Below are 15564 nucleotides of genomic sequence, written 5' to 3'. Positions count from 1 at the left end.
AGTTTCGATCCGCGCTCCCGCGCGAGGAGCGACCCCCTCCATCACACCTGGTGGAAAAGGCATCCGAAATCCGCCGGTTCGCGCGAAACCGACCCCGCCGCACCGCCCTCGAAAGGCGACGCGCAACGTCTCCAGCGTAACATTCTGATTTACAATGGCAAAGAGCGCCCGCGAACCGATCGGGAAAACGCCGGACGCTTCAGGTTCGCGCGAAGAGCTGTGACCCTCATACGATCAAGGGCGCGTCCAGATCCACCACCGGCTTCGCACCGAGATGCTCGATCCTGCGGCGGCCTCCACTGCCGAGGAAATAGAACCGCAGACTGTCCCGCACTGGGTCCATCTCCCCAACCAGCCGAGCCCGCAGCAACACCCATTGATCGGGCGCCACCTCGATCTCGAACACCGAGAACTGAACGCGCTGACCGTAATCCTTGCAGGCGCGGGCAATACGGCGGAGGCGCCGGGCGCCCCCGGGCGAGGTGACTTCCACATCGTAGCTGACCAGGATGAGCATTCGCTACCTCCAAATCAGGGCCGGATAGGTGTCAAGATCGCCACGCAGTGCACGCGCCAGCAGGCTCGCCTGCAGATGAGGCAGCAACCCCAGCGATGTTCGCTCCTTAAGGAAGGGATGCTCGATCTCCTCGCGCTTGCGCTCCTGCCAGGCGGTCAGCACCGTCTTGCGGCTGTCCTCCGCCAGAAGCACGGCACCGTTTTCCATGATGCGGAAATCACCCGCCACCAACTCACGCCGATTGAGCATTGAGAGCGCAAGACGGTCGGCTAAGGGCGCGCGTAGCTCTTCCATCAGATCCAATGCGAGGCTCGGCCGGCCGGGGCGCATCCGATGAAGAAAACCTGCGGCAGGGTCGAGGCCCACCCCCTCCAATGCGCCCCGGCAATCATGCACCAGCAGGGTATAAAGGAAGGAAAGGAGGGCGTTTGGCACGTCCATCGGCGGCCGCCGGCTCCGCCCGCGAAAGGCGAGCGCCGGATCCGTGACCCGCAGCGCATGGCCGAAAACGCCGAAATAAAGAGCGGCGGCCTCACCCTCATGACCGCGCAAACGGTCCAGATCGGTTTCATGCAAGGCGCGGCGTGCGATATCCTGCATTCGGTCGATGGCTGCGATCACCGCGTCCCGCGCCGCATCCGTGAGTGCCGACCCATGGTCACGCAAGGCGCGCTGCAAGACACTGCGCTGATTGAGCGACTTTGCCGCAACGATCGCCCGCGCGATGCGCGTGCAATCTGGCCCGTCATCCATGACCCGATATTGTTCGCGGCGTAGCAGCACATTGCCGGAAACGGGACCCTCGACACGCGCGAGGAAGCGGCCGTTCGTGCCGAAGAAGGCGGTGACGATTCCGGCCTCCGCCAGGCTGCCCATCAGTGCCGGCGACAAAGACACCTGACCGAACACCGCTACGCTGCCAAGGAGGTGTAGCGGCACGCGAAGCTTTTCTACCCGTTCGACCTCTACGACAACATTGAGACCATCGCGCCGCAGATAAGCACCCTCGGTGGAGACGTAGAGCGTGTTGAGTAATTTACGCATCAAGCTGCGCTTTCAGCCAGTCTGCGGCAGAGCGCTCGGCGCCCGTGATGCGCGGCCGGCAGATTTCGATGAGGGAACAGGCGTCGCAGCGTTTCTTTTCATAGGCCATCCGGGGTGTATGGCCGGCGGCGAGGAGCAAGCGAGTTGACCGCGCCACCTCTCGGGTCAGGTCTCGTAGAACAGGGTCGAAAACGATGACACTGCGGCGGCGCGGCAGGCCATAGAACAAGGCGCCTTCCGTGATCTCGGCGCCAAACATCTCCTCCAGGGCGAATGCCTGGGCGCAGAGCTGCACGTCATCCGCTCGATGCGCCTTCGGCCGGCCGCGTTTGTGTTCTACCGGATAAGGTCGCCACCCGCCATCCACCGCGCGGTGCAGCTCCACCACATCGGCAATGCCGGTGACGCCGAGGCGATCGGAGCGCAGCGGCATGCCCGTGACAGTGCGAACGCCCCGCCGCACCTCAGTTTCGACGGCATGAACGCGCTCATGCGCGACGCGGCCCTCGGCGGTGGCGGCATTCTCGGCCCAAGCCTGCTCGATATGGATGAGTGCGCATTGCCGTGGGCAGAACAGAAAGTGCTGAAGCGCGGACAGGGCGATGAGATCGGCATCCGACATCACCGCCCCGCTCTGTCAGATCTTGGTTTCGATCGTGATGCCGGCTGGCAGGTCGGCGCTATTCACGGCCACGACGTAATCCGCGAAGCCGCGCGGCGGCCCCTCCCCCTCCGCGCGCGTGACCGTCACGCGTTCCAGCAACTTGTGCGCCGGCGCATTGCCAAGGTCGCTCTCATGTTTGAAGACGATGAGGCCGCGCGCGGTCATCTCGCCGCGCGCAGCGGCGCGGTCATGATCGAACATCGTCGCGAGCGCTTCCCAGACGAGAGCAAGATCGGCCTCCGAAAAGCCCGTGCCTTTCGTGGCGTCATTGGCGAGGCGACCCGAAACGAAGCCATGGGCGCGATAAAGGCCGTAAGGCACGATATGTTTGCGGCCCATGGTGCGGTCGTTCTTCTCGGCATCCTTCTCGTTGGTGACGGAGGAGCGGGTGATGGTGATTTCCATGGGAACGATGGGATCGATGCTTTCGGCAAAGGTGAGTTGGATCGGGCCGCGCACCTGTCCGGCATTCACTTCGGTCGACATGACGGCGCCGAAGGTTCGAACGTCGAAGAAGTTGTCGCACATCCAGCGCGTAAGCTCCTGCGCTTTGTCTTTGGGGGCTTTCTTGGACTTCGTGTCGGGTTCGATCTTGAAATGTGCATAGGCTTTCCGGTGTTGTAAATTCAGCACCGCCCCGTCCCGCATATAGATATCGTAGCCGGGCGTATCACCCCGCGCCATGGCGACATAGTTACGAATCTTGCGTTTGATGGCAACGTCCGTGACGAGGCCACGGCTCGTTTCCGGATCCATGCGCGGCATATTGCCGGCATCGGGGTCGCCGTTCGGATTGCCATTGCGGACATCGAAGAGAAAAACGAAGTCGTAGCGATTTTTGATCGCCGGAGAAGCCGTCTCGGACATGGTCTATGAACCCTCTTCGGATAGATCTGCGGTGGCTGCGGCCGTCTCGATCTCTGCAGGCACGTCCTTCTTGCGACGGAACACGTCACGCTGATGGTAATAGCCGAGCGCGAAGCGTCCCTGCTCTTCCATCGGCAGCGTCTTTGGAAAGGCACCCTCAAGACCGGAAGCGATTTCGGCAATGCGATCCTCGAACCACTCCGCGAGGCCGGCGCCGACCTTGGTGCGAATCGTCTTGCTATGATTGCGAGCGTTGCGGATGAGCGACGGAAACACCAAAGCCGGCGTGGCGGAGGCCGAGGCATAGAAGCGGTCCCGCACCGTAGCGTTTCGCTGGCCCAGGGCCGCGCGCTGCAACTGCTCCAGCACCGAGAAGAGACGGCCCAGGCGGTAGGCGCTGTTGGTCGTCGTCAGGTCAAGCGACACGGGCACGTCCTCCGCAATCAGTTTCCAGCGATACATTCGCGCGAGGCAGGCCTTGAGAGTCGCGACCCGGAGGTCGCTGACCTTTTCCAGCACGCGCCCGGTGCGCCGGTCTTCCTCATCGCGATCCGAGCGGATGCGCATGATGGTTTGCGTCAGCAATGCGCGCGGATAGGGCAGACCCGTCAGGACCGCCCGCATCACCTCACCGCTGAGATGGGGCGGAACATTTTCCGCCTTTCGTTGCGGGGCCAGTTCCAGCAAAAGACGCCATAGCGGCGGTGGCCAGGGATGGGGCGGAGGGTCCATGCGGAGATCCTCCCAATGCTGTTGAAAGTGTCGGGCGAAATCCCCAAGCGTTTGCTCGACCCAGAAGCGCACGGAAAGCCGCGCGGCATTGGGGCTGAGGCCCAGCACATAGACCCGCGACGCCGCATCCATGTCGGGTGCCGCCTGCTGCAGCGGCTTACCATCCTGCATCAGGGTCAGCACATCGCGGAGCTTGCTGGTCTCGGTCGTCTCATCAACCGGCAGGGCATCGTCATCGGCGATGGCTTCTTCCTCCTCGCCCATCAGGGCGCGCGCGAGGATCTCGGCCTTTCCGTGTTCCGCCCAGAAGGCCACCGTCGTCTCACCGAGCATGACGCGGTTGCGGTAGCGGGTCCGGCCGTTCGCTGTTGTGCCATCATTCGCGAGCAGGCTGTTGAGGGTCGTCGCATAGGCGAAGGCGGCGGCTTCGGACACCGGTGCATTCGCACCTTGCGCGTGGCCATAAGACGTGAAGGAATCAAGATTGAAGGACACAAGCGCGGCGCCGGAAGACTGCGCCCCCGCAATACCTTTGATCGAAGGATGCAGCCGCGCGATCGGCAGGGTCTCGCCCGTGACGAGACACATTCCCTTGGGCCCAGAGTCCTGTCCATCCGCTTCGGCCATCAGAGCGGCGCGCGCCGCCGGGCGGTCATGGACGAATTCGTTTTCATAGTGCAAGCGGAAAGCGACGTTCTGATCGAGCATCTCCATCGCATAGGGAAGAGCGTCATAGGCGTCCGCCGACCAACCTCGGAGAAAGGCGAGCAGAGCGAAGCAGCCGATGTCGTTCGTCTCAGACAAAAGCGTTTCATGCCGCGCCACGAATGCCGCGTGTTCCTTTATGAGTCGCTCGACGTCCTTCGCCTGCTTAACCGGAGAGACCGTCATATCCGGCTTCGTGCGACCAAGGACATAGGATGTCTTGTCCCAGAACACGCCCGTCGCGATGCCAACCGTGCGCTTGGGCGCAGTGGGAGCCTGCACGATCTTCGGACGCAGCTTTTTGCCTTCGCCGACACGCAGATCATCGACCGTCACGACATTGCCGGCTTTGTCGAGAACAATCGCAAAGCTGATCTGCGCGGGTGCGAAACCTGGGATCGGCGCCTTGCCGTCCTTTGCCATCCGCTCATACCGCGTGGCGAGCGATTGCAGGATCGTCATCCCGTGACGCTTTCGTCACTCAAGGCCGGTACTTCGATCACGCCATCGACCATCGTGGCGCGAAAGAAACGCGCCTCGTTGCCGGCGGCATAATCGAGATCGAGCGCCATCCAGCCGAGATCGCGCGTTCCCTTCAGGCTGTCATGCGCGGGGGGTGGCTCGCCCTCCAGCAATTCGAAGTCACAGGCGAATTCGCGCGTGCCGAGATAGGGATGATGAAAGCACTGCCCCTTCGCCGCGCGCCGCTTGGCCATGTCCAGGTGCTTTTGCACGGTCTCGCTGGGGTCGGCGCGCCCCCTGGCCGTCAGCTCAACCCGCGCCTCGATGATATAGGCGACATCTTTAAGGAGTGTCGCCGCACGCTGTTGCCGGTCTTCATCGACATTCAGCGCAACGCCTTCGGTCGTGCCGGCACGCATTGCCGAAGCGACTTTGCTCATCGGGACCTTCGATCCGACCTCATTGCGGCGGAGCGATTCGAAGCGGATCGGGTTGAGGACGCGCAGACGCTCGATGCGCCAGACCATCTGCGGCTTCCAATGGATGGCTTCGAGCACGCCACGGGCCGCCGAGGGCGTGATCACGTCGTAGCTGACCCGTTCGACCTTCATTTCCGGCCGGGAAAACAGGGCGCGCGGGCCCCAGATTTTTACGCGAATCACAGCATGACTCGTCAATTGTTATAATTCCGACACTGTCATTAACCCTATGACTTGACAAGGGTGGCTTGCCATCGGGCGTCGTTGCCGCCCGATGGACGTCAAACAACGCTTCTATCCCATTAGACTTTCTGCCGTCCGGAACGTCAGGTCGTTCCAGTCGAGCCCAGCATCCGCCTTATACAGCTCCAGGTTAAGCAGAATCACGAACTGGTCCTCAAACTCCTCCGGTCGGATACGTTCCGCCACGCCCGCAGCATACATCGCCGATCGCACAGGGCGCGGCACGCCGACCGTGTAGCGCCCAAGCTTTCGCGCAATGCCGCCCACCCGCGTTGTATAGCGTAGTGCTTCGATAAGGGGGCGCACCTCCCCATTATCCTCCGCCGCCACGATCACCGGAACCATCACGTCATCGATGAAGCGCATGGAGGCGGCGATCTCCTGAAAAGGAAAGTTGAGGTCGGCAGCCTTGTCCGCACATGTCTGCAAGACACGGCCTTTGTCCAAATCCTCCTTGCCGCGTCGCCAATACAGCATCTCGAAGAAAGCCCGCATCGCGTCCGGGCTGAAGGGATCGCCTGCATGCAGGGTCAAGATCTCACCCCCAACTTCGGCATTGATCTTGAGTTGCTGGATGACGTCATAGGCTGCGGCTTTAAAGACCAGAACCTCGCTCTCCTCCGGCCTGCGCTCGAACTCCCGATTGCAGCGGCCCGCCGCCTGGGCGATCTGGTCGAGCCCCGCCGTCGCCCGCAGCACGAGGGGAAAATCGACATCGACGCCCGCCTCCACCAGCGATGTCGCGACAACGCGACAGGCACGCTTGTTCTTCAGATCGTCCCGAATCTCCGCCAGCACGCGGGCGCGATGAACGCTGTGCATGGTGGTCGAGAGGTGACGCGCACCCGGCAGGTCTCGGATGGCGCCGAACAGCGCCCGCGCATGGGCCCGCTGATTGACAATGCAAAGGGCCTGAGGGCTGGTCGCGATACGCGCGGCAAGCTGGTCATCCGTCTGAACACCGATGTCGCGCACCGTCACCCGGCGCAGCGCCGCGAACAAGGACGGTACGTCGGGCGCGATCTCCCGCAGTGTCGTGAAACCACCCACGAAGCCGGTCTTCGTGCCGGGCGGGCCGGCCTTCAAAGCCGGCTGCGTCGCGGTGCATAAGACGACCGAGGTGCGGTAGTTGCGCGCCAGTTCCTTCAGCGCCGCAACGCAAGGGCGAAGCAGCGGAAGGGGCATGGTCTGCGCCTCGTCCAGCACCACCACACTGCGCGCGATGCTATGCAGCTTGCGGCAGCGGCTGGTGCGGTCGCTGAAAAGGCTCTCGAAGAACTGCACGGCGGTCGTGACAATGATGGGGCTGTCCCAGCGTTCCATGCTCAGGCGCAGCCGATCCGGCCCAATCCTGTCGCGGGACCATGTCGCCTCCTCCTCCATCTCGAAAGCGCTGTGATGTTCGAGAACCGCACCTTCATGGTCTTTCAGTGCCGCGCGGTAGACGGCCGCCGTCTGCTCGATGATCGAGGTATAGGGAATGACCACGATGACGCGATCGAGGCCGTGTTTCCTGGCATGGGCCAGCGCGAAGGCGAGCGAACTCAGCGTCTTGCCACCGCCCGTCGGCACGGTCAGTGTGAATACGCCCTGAGCCTGCTCGGCTGTGGCGATGGCCGCGCGCAATACATCACCGCGCAGCGTATTCAGCGTGCTCGGCTCCGCCTTCCGTTGCGCCATGAAGGCGGATAAGGCCAATGCCAACACATCGATCGAGGGATGGTTCGTCTCCTCGGTCGGCTGCCCGCCCATCCGGGCCTCGAAGGCAGCCGCACAGCGCCGATCGGCATCGACCAAGCATGAGAAGATCATGCGCGTCAGGAATGCGAATTGGAAACCTTCCTCATTCAGCACTTTCAGCCGCCCGACCGGAGTCATCGCGCCTTGGGGCAGCACCAAGCCATCGCTCTTGGCCGCACGTTCCACCGGGGGGAGCAGGCCGCTCTTGCTTGCCAGGCGGCCCTCGGGATCGAACAGCCCATCCTTCAAGCCGGTGTGATGCCCGGCGATGACATGGGCGAGCAGCCGGCCCCACTTGTCGCCCAAATGCGCGCGTGCCCAGATGGCGCCCGCGGTGGAATGATCGGTGGTGACGGCGGGGTTCCGCAATCGCTCCTGGAAGGCGGCGCTATATTTGCCGAGGTCGTGCAACGCGCCCGCAGCGCCGGCAAGGTCGCTCGCGCCGAACCGGGCGCCGCTGTCCGCTGCCAGCGCTGCCACCTCGTTCAGATGGACCGATATGAGCTCCCACTGACTTTCAAGGCGACCAGAGCTGCTATGCGCGTAATATGCCATATGGCTCTAACGCTCCGTACCCCGTCATCGTGAGCCGTGCCCCGAGCTTAGGTTCGGCGTCAGCCGGGTTTTGTCAATCGTAATCGTGCGCTGCTTGCCCGTGTGGACCTGCGCCAGCGCTTAAGGAGGAAACGCTTAACCGAGTCAGCGTCACGCCACGTCGGCAGGAGACAGTGGATCGTCCGGCCCAAGCTATCTACGGCCCGGTAGAGGTAAGTCCAGCCGCCCCTGATGATCTTGATATAAGTCTCGTCAACCCACCAGGACCCTGTTTGCGCGGCAATGGCGTCGGAGCCACGTTGGAGCGGGGCCGTACAGGCCTACACCCTGCGGAAGATTGTGGTTTGCTCGACCGCCGCGCGCCGATCCGACGCCCTGCGGATGGCCTTGGACTTGAGATGCCGACCCTTGAACGGACGGTTACGTCTCTCTGCCATCAAAGCCGGCCGTCGAACACATCTGGACAGTCTAAGCAATCGCGCCCGGGCGCACAATTGCAACAGAACCCGCTCGCTGCTCAATGGAGTAGTCCACCAACCTCAGAGTTCGAAATCCTCACGGAACCTCGCGATCTGGTGCATGCGCTCATGTAAGATCGTGACGATACCGATGTCTCCGTTCGAGAGCCGGCGCCAATACACAACATGCCGCTCGTAGCGGAACATAAAACCATCGACATCGAATGCCGCCGGAACCGGCCGCGACATCACCGCGTGGGAGTCAATGTCCTCGAACGCCTCGAAGAGGCCCGTGATGTAACGGTCCGCTTGCTCATGGCCCCAGCGGTCGCGCGTGTAGCGATAGATTTCGTCGAGACGATGGGACGCCGCCTCTTGAACCCGAACCGCCATGGCCGGATCAGCGCCGGTTGCGCGCTATGACCTCAGCCGCGGTCAGAGGTCGATACGACGTGTCCGGTGCCGCGAACGCATGGGTCAGCTCGGCTTTGAGACGATCGAACGCGTCCTGCTCCATGCGCTCCTTGTCCCGCCGTATCAAGTCGCGGATGTACTCGCTGACGTTCTCGTAGACGCCATCTTCGCCGACGTTCGCCTGCACGAAATCATGAAGCGCTCCACTCAGGCGAACCGTCATCGTGGTCTGGCGGGTCAAGGCATCCTCCTTGCGTACTCGTCTTCAATATAATCAAGAATGAATACGGCGGAACCCCTGGGTGAGGCGCGGGCACGCTATTCCTGGATCTACGCATGAGTTGTCCGTCGGTTTGGCAGTCTTGACTCACCGACGTCTAACCCTGCATGGCCAAGCTCGCTTGGCTTCTGTTCAAGCTGAGAAGAACTGGCCCGTCCTCCTCCTGCTCGATCATGACAGCCCCTTCCCGCGCGAGTTCCAACCCCGCCAGCAGCGTGCTGGCGACCGCGGCGCGCGCTCTGAGGTCCCGGTTTGCGACGTCAACCGAGATCGCCGGCAGGAACTGGCTCAGATCGCCACCCTCCGGCTGCTCCGCCAAGACCGTTCTGATCCGCGCCAGCGCATCCGTCACGCGCCAAAACTCTTGCACAACCGGCCGATAGACGGGCGCCTCTTCCGGCCGCCCTCCCCTGCCCCGCAGCACGACCAAACAGGCTTCCATGAGCGCGACATAGCCCCCCTCCCGCGATGGCGCCGTCGCGGCCGGCCGGGCGAAGACGTCGATCCCGAGTTGCGGCCGCGCCGTCAGCCAACATGCCGCTGCCCGCACAAAGACCATCGCCTCCAGTCGACGCAGTTCGGCACCGGCGTCCTGTTCCGCCGCGATCGCCGCTTCCGGACTGGTGGGGAACAACAGGCGCGACCGCAGCAGCACCAGACGCGTCGCCAGCACGAGCCAATCCGCCCGACGTTCGAGAGACACGCGGCCGACCAACCGCTCCATGGCGGCGACGAATTGCTCGGCCAGGTCGCGGATGGACATCCGGCCAAAATCGATCCGCTGCCGCTCGGCGAGGTCCAGCAAGAGGTCCATCGGCCCGTCGAAACCGTCGAGATGCAGCACCGGCATCTCGGTCGCCCGGGGCGGCGTGCTCCAGTCATCCCAGACGGGATCACCCGATCCCTCTTCCCTGTCGTCCTCCCGCTCCTCCCCGTCCGTTAGCCCGTCACTCACCGCCGTAATCCGGCCGGACGTCGAAGACCAAGGTGGACCAGCGCTGACGCATGGCCTGTATCGCCGCCCAGGGCGTCCAATCCGCCGCCCAGAACGCGACTTCGAACCGGGCCGAGCGGCGCAGCCGCCGGTCCTCCCGCCCCGTCTTCAGGCGGACATGGCGAAGCGCCTGCACCACGCCCCAATGCGTCCGCAGCCAGGCGAGGCTGGCCGGGTCATCCGGCCCAAGAGCGAGGACACAATCCGGCACCGGCAGCAGCGCATGCAGATCCAAGGGGCAGGTTCGGACGCGGCCGATCGCGGCAGTGACCCGCTGCTGGTTGGTCTCGATGGCGCTGCGGAGTTGCCGCGCGAGTGCCCGCGCGCCGGCAAGGGTGAGCCCGGCCGAGCCATCCGGCGGATGGAGCAGCGCCATCACCCGGTCCTCCTCCAACAGATCGAGGTCCGGGGACAGCCAGGGAATGGCGCCGAGGCCGGCCGCCGCCATTTGAAACGTTGCGACATCCTCCGCCGGCCCGCTGACGATCAGGACATGTCGCAGCCAATCCGTGTTCGGCAGCGACAACGCGTCCGCGTCTCGCGCATCATCCCTCACCCGCGCCTCACAAATCCAGCAAGCGGGCGGGGTTCTCGCCGGTGATCTTGGCCCGACGGCGATAGCCGCGCAGGGTCGAAAGATCCTTCTGGCGGGTATGGGCCATCACCTGCTCGTCCGGTGCCGCCGCCAGATAGGCCTCGGTGATGAAGCCGGCGCGCAGGCCATGCGGCGACAGCCGCTCACGGGGATCGACGGTCAGGCCGGCGAGTGCCGCCCTGCGCAGCAGGATTTTGCGGACGCCATCGGCAGTCAGGCGGTTCTCCAGCGTGCCCCAAGCGGTGACGCCACGAAACACCGGACCATGGGTGATGCCGGCACGTTTCAGGAAGCGTTCGACGGCCTTGACCGGGCAAGTGTCTTCACCGCGCATCCAGGGAATGGTGATCTCGGCCCCCTGCCCTTCCTGGTCGCGCTTGCTGCGCGGGATATGGATGCTGAGCCCCACCTCCCGAAACGTCAGGTGCTCGCGGTCGATCGCCACCAGTTCCGAGCGCCGCAACGCGCCGGCAAAGCCGGTCAGAAAGAGGGCGCGATCCCGGACCCCCGCGAGATCCTCGCCACAGCTCCCGAGCAGCTGGCGGATTTCCGTGGAGGTGAGGGCGGCCGAGGGGCGGATCGGCTTGCCATGCTGTTTCAGGATGCCCTGCAGGGTCGCACTAATCGCTGGATGACGCGTGCTCCAGAGATGCCCGTTCTGATGATGATGGTGGGCGATCGCAGCCAGCCGCGCCCGCAACCCGCTCTTGCCCAGCGCCGGCACCAGGCTGGCGAGATAGGCCGCCACCAGCACCGGATGCACCGGCAAGATCGCCGCGTTCACCGCCTGGGTCCGGCACCAGGCGACGAAGGCGCGCCAATCGCGCGCATAGGCGCGCTGTGTCGAGGCGGCCAGATGGTTATCGGCGAAGGTGGCGGCGGTTTCGATCGCCTGGCCGAGCGGCCCCGACAGTAGCGCCAACATCTCTGCCGAGGCCGGCGAGGCCGGCGCCATGCGGCCGACAATGGCAAGCGCGGAGGCCTGGCTGGTCGCGAGCGCGTCCGGACCGCTGACGGCCGCCGACACGGGACCTTCGGAGGGAGCTGCCGTCATGCCGCGCCGTCGCTCCGCATGAACCCCATCACCCGCTCCTTCATCAGGCCGCGGCGCGTGACACCGCACCCGCCTGCCCCGAGCCGATTCTGCCAGACACAGGGTAATTGTGGCAACTGGCTTTCTTCGTATGTGACGTCTCGATAATAGGGATTATCGAGAGTCACGGAAACGTGAGCACTTCAGTGACCGCGATTTTCGGCCGACTTTGGTGGTCGCGGAACGCATAAAAAGGGTCTGAAACGGATTAGAGGCCTCTCCCCCTCACGGTCAGCTACGGATTTTGACGAGGAGGAAGGCGAGTATATCGAGCTGTTCATCAACAGCGATGCTCGCGAATTTCTGCATGGCATTCTCTGTTGCGTCGACCTGCGACTGCACGTCTATCTGCGTGAACGGCTCGGTGGGGTCGTAATCAGCAAAATGGCGGTTTACCTGAAGGTCTATGAACGCCGTTGCAAATTCCCGAGTATCCGAACTTACCGTGGATCGTTTCAGAGCCTTTTGAACGGATCCCGACAAATTTGGCTTCCGAAGCTCTTCGCATCCCTTCTTCATGTGAAGGTGGTCGAACCCGCGATAGACAAGCGAGTAAGCACCTGTCGCCTGTTGAGTGTCGCCAACCAACCTGTCTGCCGCTGTCTTTAGAACGGTGTGAAACAAAGCATAGTATGCCGTGGACACAGCGCGCCGAAGCTCTGCCTCTGTAAGAGCAACAGATGAGAAGATTCGAGGAGTTCGGCTTGGATGAAGACAAAGATTCTGAGCGAGCCTGAGAAGCTCAGTGGGGTCGAGCACGCGCTTCTTCTTCCCAGTCGGCCTGATTTAGCAATCGTATTTGAGGCAGATGTTCGTCGTTTTGAGCTTCCAGATCGTCGTACAATCTTTGAATCAACTTGATCCGAATCAAGCCCAAATGTTCAAGGGTCGCTTTCTGAACATCAATTAGAAACGAGAACCTATAGACTGGGCGAGATTCATCATCAGAATCGGATGCCACACGGACGCGCCGAAAAACGCCCGCGCCAGCTACAGCGTCGGCTGCTTTTTGGCCCAACTCCTCAATCTGAACCAATGTGACCATTTGGGTAACTTACCGTTTCTCGGGCAGTTTGGTCAACAATCTCATGCAACCCCCTACCCTCCCTAATAGATTGATTTCACTAGTTATACGTCTGAATATTCACACATCTGGATTTCCACATAGACGAAACTTTTCATCCTATTCAGCACGATAATGATCCGTACATATGCGCCTTTTAAATGGCCGGAAATGCACCTTTCCAGATATCCGAATATCCGAGCTTTGAGATTTTTATCTATTCGGATTTTCAGGTGTCTGGTTATCTACCAATTCACACATTCAGTTTGTCGAATTTTCAACCTTCTAGAAATCTGACTTTTTGGCAATTTGAATATATGGATTTTCGGATATTCGGAATTTCAGGCATCCGCATGTGCGAAATTAAACCATCTACCTGTGCAGAAGTTCACATAGACGGAAATCTAGCTAACCACGCATTCAGATTTCCAACAATCCGCATAGACACATCCCCACAAATTCGAATATCTATTCATTCAGATTAGTGTTTTTTTGGATTTTCGCATAGGCGAAAAGGCGGATAGATGATTATTACGATTACAAGCTACAAAGGTGGCGTCGGAAAAACGACCTCGGCTATCCACATAGCAGCCTACCTGCAGCGCCTGGCACCCACGTTACTGGTCGATGGCGATGCTATCCGTTCGGCCAGCAAATGGGCGCAACGGGGAGGGGAGGGAGGTCTACCGTTCAAGGTCGTCAGTCACGCTCAGATGGTGAGCCATATCCGAGACTACCAGCATATCGTCATCGACACTGAAGGCAATCCGAGCGACGACGATTTCAAAGATTTGGCGGACAATTGCGACCTGCTGGTGATTCCCGCCGTTCCTGAGAGCGTGGCCACCGATGGCTTGACACATACTCTGGCGAAGCTGCGGAGCTTGGGGAACACGCGACACAAGGTCTTGCTGACGATGGTCCCGCCCAAACCTCGGACGGACGGCCTGCAGCTTCGGGAAATGCTGCAGGCTGAGGGCATTCCTGTTTTTGCATCTGAAATCCCACGCCTAGCCGCATATGAGAAAGCGGCGACCTATGGCGTCCCGGTTTACAGCGTGAAGGATGATCGGAACGCGGCACGTGCTTGGGAGGTCTACGAGGCTGCAGGGAGGGAGATTGTCGGTGGCTGAGAAGAAGTCGAAATTCGCGGCACTGGCTGATTTGCATCGCGCTGAGCCGGATATCCTGGAAGAGACGGTGACACCTCCGGCGCCGATCGAACCCAAACCTGTTGCCGTGGTCCATGAAGCTCCGACAATTGTAGAGCCCCCAGCAGCCCAAGTGACCATCACACCGACCGCGACGCCTAGACCTGCTCGGGCAGCTCAGGCCGCACCATCGACGCCGGTGGTTGAGGAGTATCCGCGGCGGGGGAGGCCGCCGACCGGGAAGCGATCCAACCCGGAGTGGAGGCTGTATTCGCACTATCTCAAGAGGCAGACCCAGAGAGCAGCCGTCGCCAAGCTCCAAGCTCTCGATGATGGCCAAGACCTGTCAGATGTCATCGAAGAGCTGCTGCAGACCTGGATTAAGAAATAACGAATATTCGTATTTTTGGCTATGTGGAAATCTGAATATTTGAAAATCTACCTATGCGTCGATGACGACTGGCGTCTCGGCACGCCCCTTTAAGCGAGCCATCCGCCCCACCTTGCTCCGCCCCCTCTCCAGGGAAGCAGCCCGGAATTCCTCCTCGCTCTTCCTCCACCATGCGATGGTGACCGCGTAGGCGGGCGCTCTGGGATGTTTGCGGGTCAGCTCGATTTTAACGTTCATGTCGCTGAGGCCGTTGACCTCTAGCTCGGCTGGGGAGGTGACGAACCGGATGAAATTATCAGTGCGGTCGTACGCACCCGGGGGCACTCCCAGAAGTTCCCGGAATTTGGCCATATCGATAACCTCGACACAGCGATCGAGATTTGCCCGGAGACTAACCATTTCGTAAAGCGCGATCGCGTATTTAGAGCTCATCGCGTAGGCGATTTCACATTTGATGCGACCCCACCGATTGGACCGGACAAGGATAAGTCTCAGACGCTTAGGGATGCCGAATTGTACGGTCGCACCCGGGTGATCGTCTTCTGAGGTGTCTGTGAAATTCAGCAGATTGCTTTCAAGGACACGATTTTCACCCTCAGGCGTCGTGTATGCAATCTTTACCTCGACCCGTCGGATACGCCGGATGCTTTCCTTAATTCGGTCGTTTGAGCCGTGCTTGGATTGGGCGGTCCTTAGGTGGGCGAGGGGAATTTCCCATTCAGCGTCAGCCTCCGTCAGGCGACCCGAATCGTGAGCATGCTGTAGAAGGGTGTTCATCAAAGCTCGGTCGCTTGCTTCCAGAGCATGGGCGCCTTCTATCTCGATGAGTTCAGCCGCTTTTGGGAACCCAGAATAGTTCGTCTGCTGTCGGACTGTGAGACTCGCCATAGCCAGAACGCTATCACTAGCAAGCCCTTCTCGCAACTAGTTAGTGGACCGCCCACTTACTAGGGAATCGAGCCCAATCACTAGGAAACGGGCGGGTAAACGGACATCCTCTAGGAAGTGGGCGTACCTCAATCGGTAGAAAACGGGCTGAAGGTTCCCTAGAAAGGGGGCAGCGCATTCCCTAGGAAGTGGGCGCTGGGATACCTAGGAAGGGGGCGGCACGATCAAG

General features: G+C 61.4%; 18 protein-coding genes. 2 read left to right on the top strand and 16 right to left on the bottom strand.

Going from position 1 to position 15564, the window contains the following annotated elements; genetic code table 11:
- Positions 1 to 226: 226 nt before the first annotated feature.
- From cas2 to QP803_RS23760, 15 genes are all read right to left on the bottom strand, one after another.
- On the bottom strand, positions 227 to 517 hold the full coding sequence (cas2, locus tag QP803_RS23830; RefSeq protein WP_284948182.1) for a CRISPR-associated endonuclease Cas2: 291 nt from the start codon (positions 515 to 517) through the stop codon (positions 227 to 229).
- 3 nt (positions 518 to 520) lie between these two features.
- Positions 521 to 1561 (bottom strand): type I-C CRISPR-associated endonuclease Cas1c, encoded by a 1041-nt coding sequence (gene cas1c / locus QP803_RS23825; RefSeq protein WP_284948180.1) that lies wholly within the window; start codon positions 1559 to 1561, stop codon positions 521 to 523.
- On the bottom strand, positions 1554 to 2183 hold the full coding sequence (gene cas4, locus QP803_RS23820; RefSeq protein WP_284948179.1) for a CRISPR-associated protein Cas4: 630 nt from the start codon (positions 2181 to 2183) through the stop codon (positions 1554 to 1556). Before cas4 ends, cas1c begins: the two co-directional genes overlap by 8 nt.
- A 15-nt stretch (positions 2184 to 2198) precedes the next feature.
- Positions 2199 to 3092 (bottom strand): type I-C CRISPR-associated protein Cas7/Csd2, encoded by an 894-nt coding sequence (cas7c, locus tag QP803_RS23815; protein ID WP_284948274.1) that lies wholly within the window; start codon positions 3090 to 3092, stop codon positions 2199 to 2201.
- Between the two features lie 3 nt (positions 3093 to 3095).
- A complete protein-coding gene (gene cas8c, locus QP803_RS23810; RefSeq protein ID WP_284948273.1) occupies positions 3096 to 4991 on the bottom strand; it encodes a type I-C CRISPR-associated protein Cas8c/Csd1 in 1896 nt (631 codons plus the stop codon).
- Positions 4988 to 5653: a type I-C CRISPR-associated protein Cas5c gene (gene cas5c, locus QP803_RS23805; protein WP_284948272.1), complete on the bottom strand. Its 666-nt coding sequence runs from the start codon at positions 5651 to 5653 to the stop codon at positions 4988 to 4990. Before cas5c ends, cas8c begins: the two co-directional genes overlap by 4 nt.
- Before the next feature lie 111 nt (positions 5654 to 5764).
- Positions 5765 to 8008, bottom strand: coding sequence for a CRISPR-associated endonuclease Cas3'' (locus QP803_RS23800; protein WP_284948271.1), 2244 nt, complete (start codon positions 8006 to 8008; stop codon positions 5765 to 5767).
- Positions 8009 to 8067: 59 nt separating this feature from the next.
- Positions 8068 to 8292 carry a DDE-type integrase/transposase/recombinase gene (locus tag QP803_RS23795; protein ID WP_434082942.1) on the bottom strand — a complete coding sequence of 75 codons (225 nt, stop codon included), beginning with the start codon at positions 8290 to 8292 and terminating at the stop codon, positions 8068 to 8070.
- Positions 8293 to 8547: 255 nt separating this feature from the next.
- Positions 8548 to 8859, bottom strand: a complete 312-nt coding sequence (locus tag QP803_RS23790; RefSeq protein WP_284948270.1) for a type II toxin-antitoxin system RelE/ParE family toxin — start codon at positions 8857 to 8859, stop codon at positions 8548 to 8550.
- Between the two features lie 7 nt (positions 8860 to 8866).
- Positions 8867 to 9121, bottom strand: coding sequence for a ribbon-helix-helix domain-containing protein (locus QP803_RS23785; RefSeq protein ID WP_284948269.1), 255 nt, complete (start codon positions 9119 to 9121; stop codon positions 8867 to 8869).
- Positions 9122 to 9257: 136 nt separating this feature from the next.
- The gene (locus tag QP803_RS23780) at positions 9258 to 10115 is read right to left on the bottom strand and encodes a segregation and condensation protein A (protein WP_284948268.1); all 858 of its coding nucleotides are present in this window, start codon (positions 10113 to 10115) and stop codon (positions 9258 to 9260) included.
- Positions 10108 to 10710, bottom strand: a complete 603-nt coding sequence (locus QP803_RS23775) for a hypothetical protein (protein ID WP_284948267.1) — start codon at positions 10708 to 10710, stop codon at positions 10108 to 10110. Before QP803_RS23775 ends, QP803_RS23780 begins: the two co-directional genes overlap by 8 nt.
- Before the next feature lie 7 nt (positions 10711 to 10717).
- Entirely contained in the window at positions 10718 to 11803 is a 1086-nt protein-coding gene (locus tag QP803_RS23770; RefSeq protein ID WP_284948266.1) for a tyrosine-type recombinase/integrase, read from the bottom strand.
- A gap of 270 nt (positions 11804 to 12073) precedes the next feature.
- Complete coding sequence (locus QP803_RS23765; RefSeq protein WP_284948300.1) at positions 12074 to 12601, bottom strand: hypothetical protein; 528 nt, start codon at positions 12599 to 12601, stop codon at positions 12074 to 12076.
- Positions 12585 to 12887: a hypothetical protein gene (locus tag QP803_RS23760; protein WP_284948299.1), complete on the bottom strand. Its 303-nt coding sequence runs from the start codon at positions 12885 to 12887 to the stop codon at positions 12585 to 12587. The genes QP803_RS23765 and QP803_RS23760 overlap by 17 nt, the downstream gene beginning before the upstream one ends.
- Before the next feature lie 542 nt (positions 12888 to 13429).
- On the opposite strand from QP803_RS23760, the gene QP803_RS23755 reads away from it, so the two are divergent.
- Complete coding sequence (locus QP803_RS23755) at positions 13430 to 14038, top strand: ParA family protein (RefSeq protein ID WP_284948298.1); 609 nt, start codon at positions 13430 to 13432, stop codon at positions 14036 to 14038.
- The gene (locus QP803_RS23750) at positions 14031 to 14447 is read left to right on the top strand and encodes a hypothetical protein (RefSeq protein WP_284948297.1); all 417 of its coding nucleotides are present in this window, start codon (positions 14031 to 14033) and stop codon (positions 14445 to 14447) included. The genes QP803_RS23755 and QP803_RS23750 overlap by 8 nt, the downstream gene beginning before the upstream one ends.
- A gap of 51 nt (positions 14448 to 14498) precedes the next feature.
- Here QP803_RS23750 and QP803_RS23745 read toward each other — a convergent pair whose 3' ends face one another.
- Positions 14499 to 15335 carry a replication initiation protein gene (locus tag QP803_RS23745; RefSeq protein ID WP_284948296.1) on the bottom strand — a complete coding sequence of 279 codons (837 nt, stop codon included), beginning with the start codon at positions 15333 to 15335 and terminating at the stop codon, positions 14499 to 14501.
- Positions 15336 to 15564: the final 229 nt, after the last annotated feature.

It is taken from the genome of Acidisoma sp. PAMC 29798, assembly GCF_030252425.1.
In the GTDB taxonomy this organism is placed as follows: domain Bacteria; phylum Pseudomonadota; class Alphaproteobacteria; order Acetobacterales; family Acetobacteraceae; genus Acidisoma; species Acidisoma cladoniae.
This window is presented reverse-complemented; position numbering and strand designations above follow the sequence as displayed.